Source organism: Streptomyces sp. NEAU-174 (assembly GCF_052665095.1).
Genome location: NZ_JBQTCE010000001.1, coordinates 848,993 through 869,626 on the forward strand (window position 1 = coordinate 848,993; position 20,634 = coordinate 869,626).

The 20,634-nt window shown below is 71.2% G+C and carries 20 protein-coding genes and 1 tRNA gene; 8 read left to right on the forward strand and 13 right to left on the reverse strand.

Features of this window, described 5'->3' with window-relative positions; translation table 11 throughout:
* Positions 1–42: 42 nt before the first annotated feature.
* From ACT2CW_RS03625 to ACT2CW_RS03645, 5 genes are all read right to left on the reverse strand, one after another.
* A complete protein-coding gene (locus ACT2CW_RS03625) occupies positions 43–1,515 on the reverse strand; it encodes a peptidoglycan D,D-transpeptidase FtsI family protein (protein ID WP_182471915.1) in 1,473 nt (490 codons plus the stop codon).
* Positions 1,512–2,924 carry an FtsW/RodA/SpoVE family cell cycle protein gene (locus ACT2CW_RS03630; protein ID WP_138914783.1) on the reverse strand — a complete coding sequence of 471 codons (1,413 nt, stop codon included), beginning with the start codon at positions 2,922–2,924 and terminating at the stop codon, positions 1,512–1,514. The genes ACT2CW_RS03625 and ACT2CW_RS03630 overlap by 4 nt, the downstream gene beginning before the upstream one ends.
* A 22-nt stretch (positions 2,925–2,946) precedes the next feature.
* On the reverse strand, positions 2,947–4,542 hold the full coding sequence (locus ACT2CW_RS03635; protein WP_164434303.1) for a PP2C family protein-serine/threonine phosphatase: 1,596 nt from the start codon (positions 4,540–4,542) through the stop codon (positions 2,947–2,949).
* Positions 4,543–4,617: 75 nt separating this feature from the next.
* A complete protein-coding gene (locus ACT2CW_RS03640; protein WP_037954526.1) occupies positions 4,618–5,142 on the reverse strand; it encodes an FHA domain-containing protein FhaB/FipA in 525 nt (174 codons plus the stop codon).
* Between the two features lie 10 nt (positions 5,143–5,152).
* On the reverse strand, positions 5,153–6,004 hold the full coding sequence (locus tag ACT2CW_RS03645) for an FhaA domain-containing protein (protein ID WP_445515453.1): 852 nt from the start codon (positions 6,002–6,004) through the stop codon (positions 5,153–5,155).
* Between the two features lie 325 nt (positions 6,005–6,329).
* Between ACT2CW_RS03645 and ACT2CW_RS03650 the strand changes: the two genes are divergently transcribed.
* Positions 6,330–6,416: transfer RNA gene (locus tag ACT2CW_RS03650), tRNA-Leu, on the forward strand.
* 175 nt (positions 6,417–6,591) lie between these two features.
* Here ACT2CW_RS03650 and ACT2CW_RS03655 read toward each other — a convergent pair.
* Positions 6,592–7,248, reverse strand: coding sequence for an FMN-dependent NADH-azoreductase (locus ACT2CW_RS03655; RefSeq protein WP_445515454.1), 657 nt, complete (start codon positions 7,246–7,248; stop codon positions 6,592–6,594).
* Between the two features lie 114 nt (positions 7,249–7,362).
* On the opposite strand from ACT2CW_RS03655, the gene ACT2CW_RS03660 reads away from it, so the two are divergent.
* The 4 genes from ACT2CW_RS03660 to ACT2CW_RS03675 all read left to right on the forward strand — a co-directional run bounded on the left by ACT2CW_RS03660 (position 7,363) and on the right by ACT2CW_RS03675 (position 10,739).
* The gene (locus ACT2CW_RS03660) at positions 7,363–7,740 is read left to right on the forward strand and encodes a winged helix-turn-helix transcriptional regulator (protein ID WP_037954517.1); all 378 of its coding nucleotides are present in this window, start codon (positions 7,363–7,365) and stop codon (positions 7,738–7,740) included.
* 157 nt (positions 7,741–7,897) lie between these two features.
* Positions 7,898–9,421 (forward strand): DUF2252 domain-containing protein, encoded by a 1,524-nt coding sequence (locus ACT2CW_RS03665; protein ID WP_445515455.1) that lies wholly within the window; start codon positions 7,898–7,900, stop codon positions 9,419–9,421.
* Between the two features lie 96 nt (positions 9,422–9,517).
* Entirely contained in the window at positions 9,518–10,342 is an 825-nt protein-coding gene (locus ACT2CW_RS03670) for a hypothetical protein (protein WP_037954507.1), read from the forward strand.
* A 43-nt stretch (positions 10,343–10,385) separates the two neighbouring features.
* Positions 10,386–10,739 carry a rhodanese-like domain-containing protein gene (locus ACT2CW_RS03675; protein ID WP_037954504.1) on the forward strand — a complete coding sequence of 118 codons (354 nt, stop codon included), beginning with the start codon at positions 10,386–10,388 and terminating at the stop codon, positions 10,737–10,739.
* 108 nt (positions 10,740–10,847) lie between these two features.
* Here the strand turns inward: ACT2CW_RS03675 and ACT2CW_RS03680 are convergent, their stop codons facing one another.
* The 6 genes from ACT2CW_RS03680 to paaA form a co-directional block, all read right to left on the reverse strand.
* Entirely contained in the window at positions 10,848–11,996 is a 1,149-nt protein-coding gene (locus tag ACT2CW_RS03680) for an acyl-CoA dehydrogenase family protein (protein ID WP_445515456.1), read from the reverse strand.
* Between the two features lie 152 nt (positions 11,997–12,148).
* The gene (locus ACT2CW_RS03685; protein WP_445515457.1) at positions 12,149–13,255 is read right to left on the reverse strand and encodes a 2Fe-2S iron-sulfur cluster-binding protein; all 1,107 of its coding nucleotides are present in this window, start codon (positions 13,253–13,255) and stop codon (positions 12,149–12,151) included.
* On the reverse strand, positions 13,255–13,800 hold the full coding sequence (paaD, locus tag ACT2CW_RS03690; RefSeq protein WP_445515458.1) for a 1,2-phenylacetyl-CoA epoxidase subunit PaaD: 546 nt from the start codon (positions 13,798–13,800) through the stop codon (positions 13,255–13,257). Before paaD ends, ACT2CW_RS03685 begins: the two co-directional genes overlap by 1 nt.
* Positions 13,794–14,495, reverse strand: a complete 702-nt coding sequence (gene paaC, locus ACT2CW_RS03695; RefSeq protein ID WP_086885324.1) for a 1,2-phenylacetyl-CoA epoxidase subunit PaaC — start codon at positions 14,493–14,495, stop codon at positions 13,794–13,796. Before paaC ends, paaD begins: the two co-directional genes overlap by 7 nt.
* A complete protein-coding gene (paaB, locus tag ACT2CW_RS03700; protein WP_164434280.1) occupies positions 14,492–14,788 on the reverse strand; it encodes a 1,2-phenylacetyl-CoA epoxidase subunit PaaB in 297 nt (98 codons plus the stop codon). Before paaB ends, paaC begins: the two co-directional genes overlap by 4 nt.
* Positions 14,785–15,735, reverse strand: a complete 951-nt coding sequence (gene paaA / locus ACT2CW_RS03705; RefSeq protein WP_445515459.1) for a 1,2-phenylacetyl-CoA epoxidase subunit PaaA — start codon at positions 15,733–15,735, stop codon at positions 14,785–14,787. The genes paaB and paaA overlap by 4 nt, the downstream gene beginning before the upstream one ends.
* 224 nt (positions 15,736–15,959) lie before the next feature.
* Here paaA and ACT2CW_RS03710 point away from each other — a divergent pair, with 224 nt between their 5' ends.
* Genes ACT2CW_RS03710 through ACT2CW_RS03720 form a run of 3 tightly spaced genes read left to right on the forward strand, consistent with a single transcriptional unit; the run spans position 15,960 to position 18,758 of the window.
* The gene (locus ACT2CW_RS03710) at positions 15,960–16,772 is read left to right on the forward strand and encodes a DUF5819 family protein (protein WP_445515460.1); all 813 of its coding nucleotides are present in this window, start codon (positions 15,960–15,962) and stop codon (positions 16,770–16,772) included.
* A complete protein-coding gene (locus tag ACT2CW_RS03715; protein WP_164434278.1) occupies positions 16,769–18,001 on the forward strand; it encodes an HTTM domain-containing protein in 1,233 nt (410 codons plus the stop codon). Before ACT2CW_RS03710 ends, ACT2CW_RS03715 begins: the two co-directional genes overlap by 4 nt.
* A gap of 4 nt (positions 18,002–18,005) precedes the next feature.
* Positions 18,006–18,758 (forward strand): TrmH family RNA methyltransferase, encoded by a 753-nt coding sequence (locus ACT2CW_RS03720; RefSeq protein WP_445515461.1) that lies wholly within the window; start codon positions 18,006–18,008, stop codon positions 18,756–18,758.
* Between the two features lie 51 nt (positions 18,759–18,809).
* Here the strand turns inward: ACT2CW_RS03720 and paaN are convergent, their stop codons facing one another.
* Positions 18,810–20,534, reverse strand: coding sequence for a phenylacetic acid degradation protein PaaN (gene paaN / locus ACT2CW_RS03725; RefSeq protein ID WP_164434276.1), 1,725 nt, complete (start codon positions 20,532–20,534; stop codon positions 18,810–18,812).
* Positions 20,535–20,634 lie beyond the last annotated feature (100 nt).

Genomic DNA, 20,634 nt, shown 5'->3' on the forward strand with positions numbered 1-20,634 from the left:
GGTACGGCGACGTGCGGGATTGGTATCCGGACGTGACGGGGGTCACTTGTCGCGCTCGGTTTCCAGTACGGCCTTCATCACGTTCTTGGCGATCGGCGCGGCCAGCTTGCCACCGGCGATGTCGCCACGGAGGGTGTCGGACCCTTCGATGACGACCGCGACCGCGACCGGCGAGCCGTCGTCCCCCTTGGCGTAGGAGATGAACCACGCATAGGGGTTCTTGCTGTTGGCGACGCCGTGCTGCGCGGTGCCGGTCTTGCCGCCGACCGTGACGCCCGGGATCTGGGCGCTGGTGCCGGTGCCCTCCTTGACCACGGTCTCCATCATGCTCTGGAGCTTCTGGGCGTTCTCGGAGCTGAGCGGCTGGCTCATCTGCTCCGGGTCGGTCTGCTCGATGGTGTTGAGGTTGGGGGCGCGCAGCGAGTCGACCATGTACGGCTTCATCAGCTTGCCGTCGTTGGCGACCGCGGCGGCGACCATCGCCATCTGGAGCGGGGTGGCCCGGTTGTCGAACTGGCCGATGGCCGACATCGCGTTGCCCGGCCGGTCCATGTCCTCGGGGTAGACGCTGGAGTACGCGCGGACGGGAGTGTCGATCGTCTTGTTGAAGCCGAACTTCTCGGCCTCCTCCCGCACCTTCTCCTGGCGGAGGTCGTCACCGAGCTTGCCGAAGACCGTGTTGCAGGAGTAGCGGAGTGCCTGCCGCAGCGAGGCGTTCTTGCAGGGGATGTTCCCCTCGTTGGGCAGGTTTTGGGTGGACAGCGGGAGCTTCCAGGGGTCCGGGGACTCGGTCGGCTCGTCGATGTCGGTGTACTTGCCGTTCTCCAGCGCGGCCGCGGCGGTGACGACCTTGAAGGTCGAGCCGGGCGGGTAGGTCTGACGGAGCGCCCGGTTGAGCATCGGGTCGTCCTTGTCCTTCTTCGGCTGGAGCCCGAGCCACGCCTCCTTGTCCTTGGAGGTGGCGCCCGCGATCTTCGACGGGTCGTAGCTCGGGGTGGAGGCGAGGGCGAGGATCTTGCCGGTGCGCGGGTCGAGCGCGGCGACGGCGCCCTTCTTGTCACCGAGGCCCTCGAACGCGGCCTCCTGGGCCTTGCGGTTCAGGGTGGTGATGACGTCGCCGCCCTTCTGCTTCTTGCCGGTGATCATGTCGATCGTCCGGTTGAAGAAGAGGCGGTCGTCGTTGCCCGTAAGGATGCCGTCTTCGATGTTCTCGATCTGGTTGGCGCCGTACGCCTGCGAGGCGAACCCCGTGACCGGCGCCCACATGGGGCCGTCCTTGTAGGTGCGCTTGTACTTGAAGTCGATGCCGTTGGTCTCGGCGGATCCGGTGATCGGCTGGCCGTCGACGATGATGTTGCCGCGCGGCTGGCTGTAACGGGCGATCAGAACCCGGTGGTTTCCGTCGTGGTTCTTCAGCTCGTCGGCCTGGACGTACTGGAGCCAGTTGTCCCGCACCAGCAGGGCGAGGACGAGGAGTCCGCAGAAGATCGCGATTCGGCGCAGGGGCTTGTTCACGGTCGGACCACCTGGGTCATCTCGGCGTCTGTGGTGGGGGCGGGCGTCGGCGCCGGGCGGCGCGCGGTGTCGCTGACCTTGATCAGGATGGCGACGAGCGCCCAGTTGGCGATGACGGACGAACCGCCCTGCGCGATGAACGGCATGGTCATACCGGTCAGCGGGATGAGGCCCATCACACCGCCCGCCACCACGAAGACCTGGATGGCGAAGGCCGCGGACAGACCGATGGCCAGCAGCTTGCCGAACGGGTCACGGGCGGCGAGGGCGGTGCGCACACCGCGCTCCACGATCAGGCCGTAGAGCAGCAGGAGCCCCATGGTGCCCGCGAGCCCGAGCTCCTCGCCGACGGTGGCCAGGATGAAGTCGGAGTTGGCGGCGAAGCCGATGAGGTCGGAGTTGCCCTGACCGAGGCCGGTGCCGAAGACGCCGCCGGAGCCGAAGGCCATCAGCGCCTGGGCGATCTGGTCACTGCCTCCGTTCTTGGCCACCTCGAAGGGCTGGAGCCAGGCGTCCACACGCGACTGGACGTGCGGCTCGAAGGTGGCGACGCCGACCGCGCCGGCCGCGGACATCAGCAGACCGAAGACGATCCAGCTGGTGCGCTCGGTGGCGACGTACAGCATCACGACGAAGAGGCCGAAGAACAGCAGCGAGGTGCCCAGGTCGGTCTCGAAGACCAGGATGAGGATGCTCATCCCCCAGACCACCAGGATCGGGCCGAGGTCGCGGCCGCGCGGCAGATACAGCCCCATGAAGCGGCGGCTGGCCAGGGCGAGCGCGTCCCGCTTGACCATCAGATAGCCGGAGAAGAACACGGCGATGATGATCTTGGCGAACTCACCGGGCTGGATGGAGAAGCTGCCGAGGGTGATCCAGATGCGGGCGCCGAAACGCGCCGGGAAGAACATCGGAAGGATCAGCAGGATCAGCGCCACCACCATGGAGATGTAGGTGTAGCGCTGGAGGATGCGGTGGTCCTTGAGCAGGATCAGGACGCCGACGAAGAGGGCGACGCCCAGTGCCGAGTAGATCAGCTGGTTGGGGGCCGAGGGCGCGAAGGCCATGCCGGCGTCCTTCGCCCGCTGGGCCAGCCGCCTGGACTGGTCCAGCCGCCAGATCAGCACCAGGCCCAGCCCGTTGAGGAGCGTGGCGATCGGCAGCAGCAGCGGGTCCGCGTACGGCGCGAACTTCCGGACCACCAGATGGCCGACGCCTGCCAGCAGACCGAGCCCGAGGCCGTAGCTGAGCATGCCCGAGGGCATCTCGTCGCTGAGTGCCAGGCCCGCGTTGGCGTAGGCGAAGACCGGAATGATCACCGCGAAGACGAGCATGGCCAGCTCGGTGTTCCGCCTGCTCGGCGGCCCGGCCGTACTGATCGTCGTCGTGTTGGTCGTACTACTGCTCATGGGTGGACGGCCCCTTACGGCTTCACTGCTGGGTGCTGCTGCACTGCGGGACCAACTTCTTCTCCTCCTCCGAGAGGGTGGGGCCGGGCTTCGGAGTGGGAGACGTCGTCGGCGTGGGCTTGGACGTGGCCTTGGCGGCGTTCGTTCCGAGCTGGTTCTCGGTCTTCCCGCTACCGGGCTTGCCGCTGCTGTTCTGCGACGGGTCGGCGCTGCTGGACGCGCCGCCACTGGGTGCCTTGTCGCCCTTGCCCTTGTCGCCGCCGGTGAGGTCCTTCTGGCTCTCCTCGGCCTTCTCCTGGGCATCGGCCTTCTTGCAGGCGCTGGCGAGGGTGGCGAGGTCCTTGGTCTTGTCCTGGGCCTGGCCCAGTCCGCTGACCGTGATCGTGTCCTCCACACGGCCGCGCTGGTCGGCCGGGAGGTACTTGAGTTCGATCTCGCGGTGGTCCTCATGGACCTTGTTCAGCTTGATCCAGGCCAGATCCTGGCTGATGCCCTGGTAGATCGCGACATGGTCGCCATTGGAGCCCACGTAGTACTGCGTCTGGGTCCAGCGATAGCCGCCATAGAGGCCGCCACCGATCACGGCGAGGCCGAGCACGATGAAGAGCGACCGCTTGGCCCATGTCTTGCGGCCGCTCTTCTTGGTGAAGTCTCCGTCGGCGTAGTCGCCGTAACTGCCCTGCGGCATACCGCCGATGGCCGGATCGCCGCTGCCGGGCGGTCCGAAGCCGCCGTGCGCGTCGCCCTGCTGCGGCGGTACGGACCGGCCGAGCTCGGCGGCCCGGCCCGCGGGGGTGTGCGCGGCGCCGCCGTCCCCGAGTGGGACCTGGTTCTCCGCGACCGCGCCCACGATCACGGGGGTGTCGTTGAGCTGGGCGGCGAGGGTGTCGGCGCCGTCGACGTCGAGGACGTCGGCGACGATGCAGGTGATGTTGTCGGGGCCGCCGCCGCGCAGCGCGAGCTGGATCAGCTCCTGCACGGTCTCGTGCGGGCCCTGGTAGCTGGCGAGGGTGTCCTCGAGGGTCTGGTGGCTCACGACGCCGGACAGGCCGTCGGAGCAGATCAGATAGCGGTCACCGGCCCGGACCTCGCGGATGGACAGATCGGGCTCCACATGGTCGCCGCTGCCCAGCGCGCGCATCAGCAGGGAGCGCTGCGGGTGGGTGCCCGCCTCCTCCTCGGTGATCCGGCCCTCGTCGACCAGGCGCTGCACCCAGGTGTGGTCCTGGGTGATCTGGGTGAGCACCCCGTCGCGCAGCAGATACGCGCGCGAGTCGCCGACATGCACCAGACCGAGCCGCTGGCCGGTCCACAGCAGGGCGGTGAGCGTGGTGCCCATGCCCTCGAGCTGCGGGTCCTCCTCGACCATGACGCGCAGCTGGTCATTGGCCCGCTGCACGGCGGTGCCGAGGGACGTCAGGATGTCCGAGCCCGGGACGTCGTCGTCGAGCTGGACGAGGGTGGAGATCACCTCGGAGCTGGCGACCTCGCCGGCGGCCTGGCCACCCATGCCGTCGGCGATCGCGAGCAGCCGGGGACCGGCGTAGCCGGAGTCCTCGTTGCCCTCCCGGATCATGCCCTTGTGCGATCCGGCCGCGAAACGCAGTGACAGACTCATGCGCACCTCGCCCGTCGGCTCCGGGTACAGCCCCTTGCCAACCACGCTGCCCACCCTCCGGTCGTCATGGTCTTACTACTTCCGCAGCTCGATGACGGTCTTGCCGATACGGATCGGCGCACCCAGCGGAATCGGTGTCGGTGTGGTGAGTCGGGTCCGGTCGAGATAAGTGCCGTTGGTGGACCCGAGATCCTCGACGATCCACTGGCCGTCACGGTCCGGGTAGATCCTGGCATGCCGGCTGGAGGCGTAGTCGTCGTCCAACACGATTGTTGAATCGTGCGCACGGCCGAGGGTGATGGTCTGCCCCTGGAGGGCGACCGTGGTGCCGGTCAGCGTGCCCTCGGAGACCACCAGCTTGGTGGGGGCACCGCGGCCGCGGCGGCCCCCGGACTGCTGGCGCTGCGGCGGCGGCGCGCTCTGCTGCCGCTGCTGCTGCTGTGTTTGCGGCCGGTCGGGGGCGCCGCGCCGCGCCGAACCGCGCTGGGTCACGCGGGTCCCGAACAGGTCGCTGCGGATGACCTGGACGGCCACGATGACGAACAGCCACAGTACGGCGAGGAAACCCAACCGCATGACCGTGAGGGTCAGCTCTGACATTGCCCCCGCTTCACCCTTCGGCTTGCCGGTAAACGATGGTGGTGCTGCCCACGACGATCCGCGAGCCGTCGCGGAGCGTAGCGCGCGTGGTGTGCTGTCCGTCCACCACGATGCCGTTCGTCGACCCGAGATCCTGGATGGTCGGTGGGGTTCCGACCCGGATCTCGCAGTGCCTGCGGGAGACACCGGGATCGTCGATCCGCACGTCAGCGTCGGTGGAGCGGCCCAGAACGAGCGTGGGCCGGGAGATCTGGTGGCGGCTGCCGTTGATCTCGATCCAGCGGCGGGTCTGACCCTGCGGCTGGGCTCCGACGCCGGCGGCCGCTCCGCCGCCGCGGGGCGCCGGACGGGTGCCGGGGGGCGCGGACGGCATCGGCGGAGCACCGGCGGGCTGGGCGGGGTAGCCGTAACCGCCGGGGCGCTGCTGGGGGGCCGCTCCGGCCCCGGCGCGGCCCGCCGCCTGCGGGCCCTCCGGGCTCTGGGACTCGCTGGAGGCCAGCGTCCGGCTGCGCACCCGGTACAGGCCGGTGTCGAGGTCCTCGGCCTTTTGCAGATGCACCTTGATGGCGCCCATGAAGGTGTATCGCTGCTGCTTGGCGTAGTCGCGGACCATGCCGGCCAGCTCGTCGCCGAGCTGCCCGGAGTACGGGCTGAGCCGCTCGTAGTCGGGCGCGCTCAGCTCGACGATGAAGTCGTTCGGGACGACCGTCCGGTCGCGGTTCCAGATCGTGGCGTTGTTGTCGCACTCGCGCTGGAGCGCGCCGGCGATCTCGACGGGCTGGACCTCGGACTTGAACACCTTGGCGAAGGTGCCGTTCACGAGGCCCTCGAGACGCTGCTCGAAGCGTTTCAGTACTCCCACCGGGCACCTCCTTCCTCAGTCGTGCTCTGGGTCGTCCTGGTACTGCTTACTGATCGTATCCACGCGTCGGGAAATCGGGTGGTTCCCCTTCCTGGCCCTGTGGAGCAGTGTCACCTCTCACAGGGATCGTAGAGGTGCCCTGACGACAGTGTCCCGCAACCGTGACGCTCTACGGACGGGTGGGGGCGGGGGCCTCGGTAACGGGTGTGATTGCACCCCGAGGGGCGTGCTAATGTTCTGGATGTCGGAAGGCGCTCCGCACGAACCGGACGGATCAGGAAGATCGGGCCGGGGAGCGGGAGAGCGGCCGGACGGCAGCACCCATGCGCGGGTGGCGGAATAGGCAGACGCGCTGGATTCAGGTTCCAGTGCCCGAAAGGGCGTGGGGGTTCAACTCCCCCCTCGCGCACCAGTCGGAGCGGGTCTCTCCGGAGTGACGAAAGTCGCTCGGAGGGGCCCGTTTCGCGTTTGTGGCAGGGGTCTTCCGGGCTTCCTGGGGAAGCCGCAGGGGCCTCCCGGGAAGGGGAGGCCCCTGCGGCCCGACGTCCGGTGGGACCGGATCGGGCAGATCGGCCGGATCGGCTGGATCAGGCGGCGGCGAAGCGGGTGGCGAGCTCCTTGGCCTTGGCCGCGGCGTCCTCATGGGCCTTCGCCTTGGAGGCGTCCGAGAGCTCGACCAGGTCGGCCATGGCCGGATTGCTGCGGGCCAACGTGAGTTCCGGCACAACGAAGGTGACATCGAGGCCGAGGCCGTCGCCCAGGGCCTTCCCGAGGTAGCTCGTCACGAACTCGAAGCTCTCCCGCGGGGTGCCCGGGCCGTAACCGCCGCCGCGGCTGGCGACGACGACCGCCGGGGTGCCCGAGGTGGTGGTCTGCTCGGCGCCCGCGGTGCGGCCCATGATGATCACGTGGTCCAGCCACGCCTTGAGGGTGGAGGGAATCGTGAAGTTGTACATCGGGGCGCCGATCAGGACCACGTCGGCCTGCTCGAGCTCGCCGGCAAGGGTCTCCCGCAGCGCGAAGGCGGTGTGCTGCTCGGGGGAGCGCTGGTCGGGAGCGGCGAAACCGGCGGCGGCCGCGAGGCCGTCCAGGTGCGGCAGCGGCTCGGCGGCCAGATCGCGGTAGATCACCGTGCCGTTCGGGTGCTGGGCTTCCCATTCCTTGCGGAAGGTGGCCGTGACCGAGCGGGAAGCGGAGGCTTCACCGGGGAAGACAGACGTGTCGATGTGCAGAAGAGTCGGCATGGATGCCTCCAGTGACAAGGCTCGGGAAGGAGCCAGTAATACCTACGTACCTACAGAAGGCACAGTAGCTTACTTTTTCGTAGTCCCGAACCAGAACGCAGTAGTGTGTATTCCATGGCGAAGGATCGTGGGGACCACAGCGAACAGGCCTGCAAGCAGGTCGACGGCGAGATGACGCGATTCTTCGAGCTGTTCGGCAAGCGATGGACGGGGCTGATCGTGGCTGTGCTGACGGAGCAGGGGGCGTACTTTGCCGACCTGCGGCGGGCCATCCCGGGGATCAGCGAGCGGATGCTGTCGGACCGGCTCACCGAGCTCACCACGGCGGGCCTGGTGGTGCGGGAGGTCGACGCCGGGCCGCCGTTGCGGGTGGCCTACCGGCTGACGGACGCGGGGAAGGCGCTGGAGCCCGCGCTGAAGGAGCTGTCGCGGTGGGCGGAGAACCATCTGCCCTCGGGCGGCGAGGGCTGCCCGGAGCAGTTCCGGGGCTGAGCCAGATCAATTTTTTGATCTGAGGGCCCGCCTTCTGATCTGGGGTTTCGCCATGATCGTCAAGGTTTTCCACAGGCTCTGACGAGGTGGGTCGACAGGGGGTACGGTCGGCTCAGTCGATTCAGTCGATGTCGTGTGCGAGAAGGGCGGGGGCGCGATGACGGACGACCGGAGCGTTGAGGGCGACGGCAGCGGCGAGGGCGGCCGAGCCGGAGCGAACGGCCGGGGCGAGCGGGGATCCAGTGGCGGGGATGCCGTGGGCGGGGCGGCCCGGCGGCTGCCGCCGGTTCCGGGCTTCGCCGTGTGGCACGGTGAGGGACCCTCTCCCCGGCAGCGGGGCAAGGCGCTGCGCAAGAGCCTGCCGCGCTCGGCGCATGCCGAGCCGCCGAGGGACACCGGGCGGCCGGATCCGGTGGCGGCGGTCGAGCGGTCCAACGCCGGGCGGCTGCCGGAGCTCACCCCGATCCGGGTGGGGCGGATGGCCGCGAACCCCTTCTCCTTTATGCGCGGGGCCGCCGGGCTGATGGCGCACGACCTCACGACCACGCCGGTGACCGGTATCGGGGCCCAGCTGTGCGGCGATGCCCACGCCGCCAACTTCGGCATCTACGGGGATGCGCGCGGCGGCCTGATCATCGATCTCAATGACTTCGACGAGACCGTCCACGGTCCGTGGGAATGGGATGTGAAGCGGCTCGCGGTCTCGCTGGTGCTGGCCGGCCGGGAGGCGGGCGCCGACGAGGACACCTGCCGGGCGGCCGCCCAGGACGCGGTGGGCGCCTATCGGCGCACGGTGCGGCTGCTGGCCAAGCTCCCGGCCACGGAGGCGTGGAACGCGATCGCGGACGAGGAACTGGTCTCCCACACGGACGCCAAGGACCTGGTGGGCACGCTGGAGCGGATCTCCGAGAAGGCCCGGCGGAACACCAGCGCGCGGTACGCCGCCCGGGCCACCGAACCCGTGCCGGGCGGGGAGGGCGCCGCCGGCCGGCCGGAGGCCAGGCGCTTCGTGGACGCGCCGCCGGTGCTGCGGAGGGTGCCGGACGAGGAGGCGGCGGAGGTGGCCTCGTCGCTCGCCGGGTATCTGGGCACGCTGCCGGAGGACCGGCTGCCCCTGCTCTCGCGGTACGAGGTGCACGATGTGGCGTTCCGGGTGGTCGGCACGGGCAGCGTGGGCACCCGCTCCTATGTGGTGCTGCTGCTCGACCACCGGGGCGAGCCGCTGGTGCTCCAGGTGAAGGAGGCGCGCCCCTCCGCGCTGCTGCCGCATCTGGCGAAGGCCGGTTTCGAGGTGCCGGATGTCACACACGAGGGGCGGCGGGTGGTGCTCGGCCAGAAGCGGATGCAGGTGGTCAGCGACATCCTGCTGGGGTGGACCACGGTGCGGGGGCGGCATTACCAGGTGCGGCAGTTCCGCAACCGCAAGGGAAGCGTGGACCCGGCGGCCCTGGCCGCGGACCAGATGGATGACTACGGGCGGATGACCGGGGCCCTGCTGGCCCGGGCGCACTCCCACAGCGCGGACCCTCGGACGCTGGCCGGTTACTGCGGCAAGGGGGAGGAGCTGGACGAGGCGGTGGCCGCCTTCGCGGTGGCGTACGCGGATCGCACGGAAGCGGATCACTCCGCGCTGGTCAGGGCGGTGCGCAATGGACGGATAGCGGCCGAGATGGGGGTGTGAGGCGCGGGTGGGGGTGTGACCCCCGTCGCCGATCACCGCCGGACGTAGTCTGAGCGGGTGACGAATCCGGAAGCGCAGCAGCAGGCACGGCAGTCGATGTCGGACGCGGAGCCCCAGGCGGAGTCGCACGACCGGTCGCAGGAGGAGACTCAGGCCGCCGAGCGGCTGGAGCGGGCGGTGCGCGCGGCCGAGCAGGCGCTGATCGAGTTCGAGATAGCGGTGGAGACCTTCCGGGTGGAAGTGGAGAACTTCTCCCGGCTGCACCACCAGCGGCTCGGGCCGATGTACTCACGCCTCGACGAGCTGGACGCGTTGATCGCCGAGGCGCTCGCGGCGCGCACCGGCGATCCGGAGGACCTCCGCAAGGCCCGTGAGGCGCGGGGGCTGGTGCAGCCGATGCCGGGCGTGGAGGAGCTGTTCCACGGCTGGATCGACTCGGAGGGGCTCTCGCCGGAGGCGGCCGCCATGCTCACCGAGCGGCCGGTGCAGCCGCCGCCGCGGGTGCGGCCGAGCGAGGAGGCCCGCCGGATCTACCGGGAGCTGGCCCGTAAGGCCCATCCGGATCTGGCCGAGGAGGAGGCCGAGCGGGAGCGGCGCGGTGCCTTCATCGTGCGGGTCAACGCGGCGTACGCGGCCGGGGACGAGGAGGCGCTGCGGGCGCTGGCCGAGGAGTGGGAGGCCGGTCCGCCGCCGCCGGAGCGGCGGGCGAGCCGCAGCGAGGAGCTGTACGCCCGGCTGGAGTGGCTGGCCGAGCGCAAGGAGATGCTGGCCGCGGTCGCCGCGGAGCTGGAGTCGAGCGCGATCGGCGCGATGATCAAGATGGCGCCCGAGGACCCCGATGGGCTGCTGGACGAGATCGCCGAGCAGCTGCTGGCCCAGGTCTCGGAGAAGGAGGCCCGGCTCGCGGAGCTGGTGCGGTAGTAGGTTTGCCGCAGTTGCCGATGTCGTGTGAGAGGTGTGTCCGATGCATTTTGCCCAGCTTCCCCAGGTGGAGGCGGCGGCGGTACCGGCCGATGGCCTTCTGCTGGACGTCCGGGAGGACGACGAGTGGGCGGCCGGGCATGTCGAGGGCGCGCTGCACATCCCGATGGGCCAGGTCGTGGCGCGGTTCGACGAGCTGACCGCGGCGGCCGGCGACGGGCAGCGGGTGCATGTGATGTGCCGGGTCGGCGGCCGCTCCGCGCAGGTGACGCAGTATCTGGTCGCGCAGGGGCTGGACGCGGTGAATGTGGACGGCGGGATGCTCGCCTGGGACGCGGCGGGCCGGCCGATGGTGAGCGGCCCTGACGGCACCGCCGAAGGGGCCTTTGTGCTCTAGAAGTTTCCCTACTGATCTTCGCCGCAGATCTTCCCCGCGGACCTTCCCCGCTGATCGGCGGGGCGCACCGCCCGGCCGAGGGGTGGGCGTCGGCCGGGCGGCGGGCGGTCAGCCGAGGGGGTGGGCGGCGAGGAGCTCGCCCAGTGCCTCCTCATGGGCGGCGGCCGATCCCAGCGAGAGTTCCAGCTGCTTGCCCCAGGCGTGATAGCGGTGCAGGGGGTAGTCGGTGACCGCGCCGAAGCCGCCGTGCAGATGCTGGGCGGTCTGGACGACCCGGCGCACGCCCTCGGCGGCCCAGATCTTGGCGACGGCGACATCTCCGGCGATGGGCAGCGCTCCGCTCACCGTGGGCCGGTCCTCGTCCAGGGACAGCCGCCAGGCCGCCTGCCACAGCGTGGCCTCCATGGCCCGCAGATCGATATAGCGGTCGGCGGTCTGCACGGCGACCGCCTGGAAGGTGGCGAGCGGGAAGCCGAACTGCTCGCGATCGCTCACATACGAGCTGGTGAGGTCCAGCACCGCCGAGCCGAGGCCCAGCGCGAGGGCGCAGGTGCCGATGGTGAGGAGATCGCGCAGCCATTCCCAGGCGCCGTCCGCGGTCAGCACCTCGCGGTCGGTGAGCCGCGCCCCGTCCAGCCGGACCTCGGCCTGCCGCTCACCGCTGGTGGAGATCTGCTCCTCGAGGGCGACGCCCTCACGGTCGCGGGGGACCAGGGCGAGGACCGTACCGCCCTCCCCGGTGTGGGCCGGGAGCAGCACGCGATCGGCGCCATGGGCCCAGGGAACGGCGGTCTGGACACCGTCCAGCACCCAGCCCTCGCCGGTCCGCCGTGCCTGGACGGCGAGTTCGGCCGGGCCATGGCCGGTGCGGCCGCTGGAGGCGGCGGTGAGGACCAGCTCACCGCGGGCGGCCCGGGGCAGCACATCGGCACACAGCTCGTCCCCGCCGTAGCGCTGCACGGCCAGCGCGGCGGCGCTGGACTCCAGCAGCGGCACCCGGGCCAGCACCCGGCCGCATTCCCGCAGCATCAGGCAGAGGGCGAGCGGGTCCAGGCCCGAGCCGCCGTACCGGGGGTCGAGGGTCAGGCCCAGCAGATCGCCCTCGGCGAGCTTCCGCCACAGCGCGCGGTCGAAGTCGTCGGCGACGGCGCCCGCGGTCAGCGCGGGGCTGGGCACGCTGTCCGGCGTGACGGAGGAGAAGACGGCCTTCGCCGCCTCGACGGCCGCCTGCTGCTCCTCGGTGAAGGTGAAGTCCACTGTCCGTACCTCCCGCGCCGCGGCTATATCTGACGGCCCGTCAAGATAGAACACGTTCTACAAGAAGGGAACACCGCTGCCGTGCCGAGCGCCGGTGCCGCGCCTGAACGCCGGTGCCGCGCCCGGATGCCGGTGCCGCGCCCGGGGGTCTGTCAGCGGTCGAAGTCCAGCTCCACCCGCTCGCCCACCGGGTGGGACTGACAGGCCAGCACATAGCCCGCCTCCACCTCGTCCGGCTCCAGCGCGAAGTTCCGGTCCATCCGCACCTCGCCCGAGACCAGGAAGGCCCGGCAGGTGCCGCAGACCCCGCCCTTGCACGCGTACGGCGCGTCGGACCGATTGCGCAGCACGGTCTCCAGCAGCGGCTCCCCGTCCTGGACCGGCCAGGTGCCCGAGCGCCCGTCCAGGGTCGCCGTGACCGAGCTGTGCGCGGCGGCCGGGGCCGCGCCCGGTATGGGGACGCCCTCGGCGGGGGCCGCGTCCACATGGAAGATCTCCTGGTGGACCCGGCCGCGGGAGACCCCGAGGCCGCGCAGCGCTCGCTCGGCGGCGCGCACCAGACCGTAGGGCCCGCACAGGAACCAGCCGTCCACCGAGGCGACCGGCAGCAGCGCCGGGAGCAGCCCGGTCAGCCGCTCCTCGTCGAGCCGCCCGGAGACCAGCCCGGCCTGCTGCTCCTCCCGGGAGAGCGCGCACACCAGCTGGAACCGGTCGGGCCAGCGGTCCTTGAGGTCGGCGACCTCCTCCAGGAACATCGTCGAGGCCGCGGTGCGGTCGCTGCGGATCAGACAGAAGCGCGCCTCGGGCTGTCGGCTGAGCAGCGTGGCGGCGATGGACAGCACCGGGGTGATACCGCTGCCGCCGACGACCGCCGCGAAGTGACCGGGGCGGGGCTCCAGGACGAACCGGCCGGCCGGGGCCATCACCTCCATGACCTCGCCGACCGCCAGCTCCTTGAGGGCATAGGTCGAGAACTCACCGCCCTCGACCAGCCGCACCCCGATCCGCAGGAACTCCGGGCCCTCCGCACCCGGGGCCGGGGTGCAGATCGAGTACGTCCGGCGGATCTCCGCGCCATCGGCGAACCGGCGCACCGCGATGTGCTGCCCCGCCGCGAAGCGGAACGTCTCCCGCAGCGCGGGCGGCACCAGGAGGGTGACCGCCACCGCGTCATCGGTGAGCCGGTCGATCGCCGCCACCCGCAGCGGGTGGAACGCGCCGTGGCGGGGCGTGACCCGCTGCACCGCCTCCGCGGCCATCACAACTCCTTGAAGTGGTCGAAGGGTTCGCCGCAGGCCGCGCAGCGGCGCAGCGCCTTGCAGGCGGTGGAGGAGAAGCGGCTGAGCAGCTCGGTCTCGGTCGAGCCGCAGTGCGGACAGCGCACCGCCAGGGCCACCGGGACCGGACCGCCCGCCGTGGCGTCGAGCGGCGCGGGCGGCGCTATGCCGGACTCCGCCAGCTTGCGGCGGCCCTCGGCGGTGATCGCGTCCGTCGTCCAGGGCGGGGAGAGGACCGTGCGCACGGCGACCTCGGGGACGCCGTGGTCATGGAGCACCCGCTCGATATCGGTGGCCATCGACTCCAGCGCCGGGCAGCCGGTGTAGGTGGGGGTCAGCTCGACCTCGACCCGGCCCGGCCCCAGCAGCCGCAGCCCGCGCATCACCCCCAGCTCGGCCAGGGACACCATCGGCAGCTCCGGGTCCGGCACGGATCCGGCCAGCCGCAGCAGCTCCTCCTCGAGCGGGGTGAGGCGGGCGCCGGACGCCTGAGGCGTGGGCGCCGCGGAGGGCCCGGGCGTCACCATGTCGCCCCCGGGTGGCTGCGGTGCAGATGCTGCATCTCGGCGAGCATCCGGCCGAACGGCTCGGTGTGGATGCCCTGGCGCCCCGCGCCGGCCGCCCAGCCGCCGCGCCGGGGCCCCTCGGGCACCGCCAGGGTGGCGCGCTCCAGGACCGAGGTGATCCGGGTCAGCCAGGCGTCGTGCAGGGTGCCCCACTCCACCTCGCACCCCTCGACCGGCTCGAAGAGCTCACCGGTGAACCGCCAGAGCGCGTCCAGCCCGCGCCGCATCCGCTCATGGCTCTCGTCCGTGCCGTCGCCGAGCCGCAGGGTCCAGTGCTCGGCGTGGTCGCGGTGGTAAGCCACCTCCTTGACCGCCTTGGCGGCCAGCGGGGCGAAGGGGCCGGTGCCGCGCGCCAGCCGCTCGTACAGCAGCTCCTGGTAGGTGGAGAAGTAGAGCTGACGGGCGATGGTCCGGGCGAAGTCCCCGTTGGGCTGCTCGACCAGCTGGACGTTGCGGAACGCCCGCTCCTCGCGCAGATACGCCAGCTCGTCCTCGTCGCCGGCGAGGGAGAGCAGCACCCGGGCCTGGCCGAGCAGGTCGAGGGCGATATTGGCGAGCGCGACCTCCTCCTCCAGCACGGGCGCCTGCCCGGCCCACTCCCCCAGCCGGTGGGAGAGCACCAGCGCGTCATCGCCCAGGGCGAGGGCCGCGGTCACAGGTGCCGCACCCCCTCGGGGATCGCGTAGAAGGTGGGGTGCCGGTAGGGCTTGTCGGCGGACGGTTCGAAGAACGGATCCCGCTCGTCCGGGGAGGAGGCGGTGATCTCGGTGGACGGCACCACCCAGATCGACACGCCCTCGGAGCGGCGGGTGTACAGATCCCGCGCGTTCCGCAAGGCCATTTCCGCGTCCGGGGCGTGGAGGGAACCGGCGTGGGTGTGCGACAGTCCGCGCCTGCTGCGGACGAACACCTCCCACAGCGGCCACTCGGCGCTCGGGCTGCCGCTCATGCCTGTGCCTCCCCGTGCTTGGCCGCGTACGCCGCGGCTGCCTCGCGCACCCAGGCGCCTTCCTCATGGGCCCGGCGCCGCTGGGCGATCCGCTGTGCGTTGCACGGCCCGTTTCCCCGCAGCACCTCGCGGAACTCGTCCCAGTCGATCGGGCCGAAGTCGTAATGCCCCCGCTCCTCGCTCCAGCGCAGCTCGGGGTCGGGGAGGGTGAGGCCGAGGGATTCGGCCTGGGGGACGCAGATGTCGACGAAGCGCTGGCGCAGCTCGTCATTGGAGTGGCGCTTGATCTTCCAGGCCATCGACTGCGCGGAGTGGGCCGAGGCGTCGTCCGGCGGGCCGAACATCATCAGCGACGGCCACCACCAGCGGTCCACCGCGTCCTGCGCCATGGCGTGCTGGGCCTCGGTGCCCCGGCTCAGGGCCAGCAGCAGCTCGTATCCCTGGCGCTGGTGGAAGGACTCCTCCTTGCAGATGCGGACCATCGCCCGTGCGTAGGGCCCGTAGGAGCAGCGGCACAGCGGGACCTGGTTGGTGATCGCGGCGCCGTCCACCAGCCAGCCGATGGCGCCGACGTCGGCCCAGGTCAGCGTGGGGTAGTTGAAGATCGAGGAGTACTTCTGGCGGCCGCTGTGGAGCTTGTCCAGCAGCTCGTCCCGGCTGGTGCCCAGGGTCTCCGCCGCGCTGTAGAGATACAGGCCGTGGCCCGCCTCGTCCTGGACCTTGGCCATCAGGATCGCCTTGCGCCGCAGCGAGGGGGCGCGGGTGATCCAGTTCGCCTCCGGCTGCATGCCGATGATCTCGGAGTGGGCGTGCTGCGCCATCTGCCGCACCAGCGTGGCCCGGTACTCATCGGGCATCCAGTCACGCGGCTCGATGCGCTCGTCCGCGGCCAGGGCGGCGTCGAACACCGCCTCGTACGCTCCCGCGTCCGCCGCCATCGTCGTCATGCGAAGCCCCTCCGCCGTTCGTCTCCGCCGACCGGCCAGCCGACCGACCGATCGTTCGGTTCAATGGTGTGCTGAGGAACGTAGGGTGTCAACCCTGTGGATAACGCTGAGGACGCTGTGCCGAGTGGTTCCGCATCGGTACGGTGCCGAGGGCGTGGGGGCCACGGGGGCGCGCGGTCGACCGGCGTGCGCGAAGACCTGGACCATCGGGAGCGGGGCGGGGTATGGCGGACACGGAGCCGGAACCGGCGGATGGGGAGCCGACGGGACCGGAGCCGCAGGAAGCGGAGCCGACGAACCTCGAATCGACGGACCCCGAACCGACGGACCCGGAGCCGAGAGGACCGGAGCCGACTGCATCGGACCCGGCGGAATCGGCGCCGGACGGCGACGCGGCGGAACCGCTCACCACGCTCTCCCTGCCCGCACAACTGATCATCGCGGTGGCCATCGCGGTCGCCGCCGTCGCCGCCGCGATCCACCTCTCGGCGGCCTTCCTGAACGTCTCACCGCCCAACACCCTCACCAAGCGGCACGGCGCGGCGATAGACGACTACGTCTATCCGGAGTTCGAACGGGTCTGGAAGCTCTTCGCCCCCAACCCGCTCCAGCAGAACATCGCCGTCCAGGCCCGCGCCGAGATCCGGACCTCAGACGGCGGCACCGCGACCACCGGCTGGCGCGACCTCTCGGCCCAGGACGGCGCGGCCATCCACCACAACCCGCTGCCCAGCCACACCCAGCAGAACGAGCTGCGCCGCGGCTGGGAGTTCTACGTCGGCTCGCATGATGTGCGGGAGCGGCCGCAGGGGATGCGCGGCAACCTCTCCGAGCAGTACATCCGCCGGATCGTGATGCTCCGCCTCGGCCGCGAGGAGGGCGGCGGCACCGTGGAGCGAATACAGGTGCGCTCCGCGACCACTCCGGTGGCCCCGCCGCCCTGGAGCGACGAGAAGATCGACACCAAGACGGTCTACCGCACGCTGCCGTGGTGGACCGTGACCTCCGATGACCTCCCGGAGGCGAAGCGCCGATGACCCCCTCCGCCCGCCTCCAGACCGCGGTGGCGCGTGGCTACACGCGCGTCACCACGTCCGCGCTCGGGCCCCGGCAGAGCGCCGTCGTGCGCATCGGCTTCTCCTTCACCTGGCTGCTCTTCCTGGTGCGCGAATGGCCCCACCGCCGGGAGCTGTACGGGCCGGACGGCCCGTGGAACTGGGACATGGCCGCCCGGCTGATCGACGGCAACCGCGCCTTCACCGCGCTCATGTGGTCCGACAGCACGGTGTGGTTCGAGATCGTCTACGCCCTCGCCATCGTCTCCAGCGCGCTGCTGCTGGTGGGCTGGCGCACCCGCACCATGTCCGTGCTGTTCATGATCGGGGTGCTGTCGCTGCAAAACCGCAGCATCTTCGTGGGGGACGGCGGCGACAATCTCATCCATCTGATGTCGATGTATCTGGTGCTGACCCGGTGCGGTCAGGTGTGGTCCCTGGACGCGCGCCGGGCGGCCCGGTGGGCGGACCGCGCATGGCCGCCGCGCGACACCACCGGCATCGTGCTGTGGGCCGTCACCGGGGCCGCCCTGCTCTGGGCGCAGCTGTTCACCGACGCCCGGCTGTTCCTGACCGCCGATGGCCCGCTGCCCGGGCTGGGCTGGGGCACCGTCCTGTGGGGGCTGTGGCTCGTCCAGGCCGGTTGGTGGTTCGTCAGGCGTTACGCGCCGGGGGAGCCGCGCACCGTATCGGACGTGCTCGCCAATGTGGCGCACAACGGCGCCCTGCTGGTGATCATGGCCGAGGTGTGTCTGCTGTACGCCTCGGCCGGCTGGTACAAGATCCAGGGTTCGCGCTGGCAGGACGGCACCGCCCTCTACTACCCGCTGCACCTGGACTACTTCTCGCCCTGGCCCTGGCTGGCCGACACCATGGCGTCCAGCGGCACCCTCGTGATGGTGCTGACCTACGGCACGGTCATCGTCCAGGTGGCCTTTCCGTTCACCCTGCTCAACCGGCGGGCCAAGAACGTGATGCTCGTCCTGCTGATGATGGAGCACCTCGGCATCGCCGTGATGCTGGGGCTGCCCTTCTTCTCGCTCGCCGTGATCGCGGCTGACTCGGTCTTCCTGCCGACGAACGTCCTGCGCTGGGCCGAGGCGCGGCTGGGCCGGGCCCGGGACCGGCTGGCGGCGCGCGCCGTATGGCTGCCGGGGCAGCGAGCGCGGGAGAGCGACGAGGAATCCCCGGCCGGCACCCTCGTACGCTGAGGGGATGATCGATGACGAGTCCGCGCGGGCCGTACGGCACTGGCGCGCGACGGCCCCCGACACCGTGCTGCTGGACGGCTTCCACGCGCTGAAGCACGCGCTGCGGTTCGGCGCGGAGGTGCGCGCCGCGGTGACCAGCGACAAGGCGGCCGCCGTGGAACTCGCCGAGGACCTGGCCGACGACCTCACCGAGGTGATCGCGGATCTTCTGGTGGAGGTGGACGCCGGGACCCTGCGCGATCTGGTGCCCAGGGTGCATCCCACGAGGGTCGCCGCCCTGGCGGTCCGGCGCGGCCGTCGGGCGAATCTGGACGAGCTGTCCCGGCGGCCCCGGCGGGCCCCGGTGGTCGTCCTGGACAACCCCCGCAATCTGGGGAACGTCGGGGCCGTGGTCCGGCTCGCCGCCGGGTTCGGGGCCACGGGTGTGGTCACCACCGGCGATATCGACCCCTGGCATCCGAACGCCGTGCGCTCGGGCGCCGGGCTGCACTTCGCCACCGCGGTGGAGCGACTGCCGGACGACGCGCTTCCGGAGGGGCCGCTGTACGCGCTGGACCCGGAGGGGGTGGACATCCGGTCCCTGACCATCCCCGATGACGCGCTGCTCGCCTTCGGCTCCGAGCGGCACGGGATCTCGCCGGAGCTGCGGAAGCGGGCCACGAGGCTGGTGGCCCTTCCCATGCGGCCCCAGGTGTCCAGCTACAACCTGGCCACCAGCGTGGCCATGGCCCTCTTCCACTGGGGCGGCCCGGCCTAGGCCCCGTCCGGGCGGGGGCGTGCGCGGCGGCACGCCCCGCCCCTAGGCCCGTTACTCCGCCGGGCGGCGGACCTCGACCATCCGGAAGCGGCCGGCCACGAACGCCCCGTCGCACAGCGCGGCGTTGGCCGACGGGTTGCCGCCCGTGCCGTGGAAGTCCGAGAAGGCCGCGGTCTGGTTCACATACACCCCGCCGGTCAGATTGAGCGACAGCTGGGCGCACTCCTCCAGACACGCCTCCTCGATCAGCCGCTCCGCCTCCGGCGAGGTGGTGTACGCCCCGACCGTCATCGCGCCCTTGTCCCGGGTGGTCCGGCGCAGCAGCGCCACCGCGTCCTCCGTGGAGGCGACGGCGACGGCGAAGGAGACCGGGCCGAAGCACTCGGCCAGATACGGCGCGTCCGCGTCCGCCCCCTCCCAGAACTTCCGCGCGCCGTCCGCCTTGACCATCAGCGGCGTGCGGACCGTGGCGCCCGGGAAGTCGGGGTGGGTCACCGTGCGGGAGGCCAGGGCGACCGCGCCCAGGCCGGGGGCGGCCTCCAGCCGCTCCTGGACCCGCGGGCCCACGATCGCGCCGAGCAGCGCGCTCGCCCGTGCGTCGTCGCCCAGCAGCCCGTCCACCGCCGCCGCCAGGTCGGCCACCACCTCGTCATAGGTCTTGGGACCGGCGTCGGTGGTGATGCCGTCGCGGGGGATCAGCAGATTCTGCGGGGTGGTGCACATCTGGCCGCTGTAGAGGGACAGGGAGAAGGCCAGATTGGCGAGCATGCCCTGGTAGTCGTCGGTGGAGTCGATCACCACCGTGTTGACCCCCGCCTTCTCGGTGAAGACCTGGGCTTGGCGGGCGTGGGTCTCCAGCCAGTCGCCGAAGGCGGTGGACCCCGTGTAGTCGATGATGCGGATCTCGGGGCGGACGGCGAGGACCTTGGCGATCCCCTCGTCCGGCCGCTCGGCGGCCAGCGCCACCAGATCGGGGCTGAACCCCGCCTCCTTCAGCACCTCGCGCGCCACCTGGACGGTCAGCGCCAGCGGCAGAACGGCCTGGGGGTGCGGCTTGACCAGCACCGGATTGCCGGTGGCGAGCGAGGCGAAGAGCCCCGGATAGCCGTTCCACGTCGGGAAGGTGTTGCAGCCGATCAGCAGCGCGATACCGCGCGGGACGGCCGTGAACGTCTTGCGCAGGCGCAGCGGGTCGCGCTTGCCCTGCGGCTTGGACCAGTCGGCGGCGCCCGGAGTGCGGGTCTGCTCGGCGAACGCGTACGCCACCGCCTCCAGGCCGCGGTCCTGGGCGTGGGGGCCGCCCGCCTGGAACGCCATCATGTACGCCTGCCCGCTGGTGTGCATGACGGCCTGGGCGAACTCATGGGACCGGGCGCCGATCCGGGCCAGGATCTCCAGGCACACCATGGCCCGTGTCTCGGGGCCGGCGTCCCGCCAGGCGGGCATCCCCGCCCGCATCGCCGGGAGGAGCACCTCGATGTCTGGATGCGGATACTCCATGCCCATCTCCGCTCCGAACGGAGAGACCTCGGAGCCCGCCCAGCCGTCGGTGCCCGGCTGGTCCAGCTCGAAGCGCTTGCCACGCAGCGCCTCGAACGCCGCCTGGCCCTCGGCGACGCTCAGGCTCGGGCGCCCGCCCTGGCCCTCGCCGCCGTAAGCCTTCGGGTGCTCGGGGTGCGGGGACCAATAGGCGCGGGTACGGATCGCCTCCAGGGCCTGGTCGAGGGTGGGGCGGTGCTCTTGCGTCAACTGCGCGGTGGTGAGTGCGGCGGTCACGACTGACCAACTCCTCGTCGAGCTGGGGCTGGGCTGGAATGGGCGACAGGGTTAGAGTAACCGAACGATCGGTCGGGACAAGAGGGCCTGGCGAACCTGT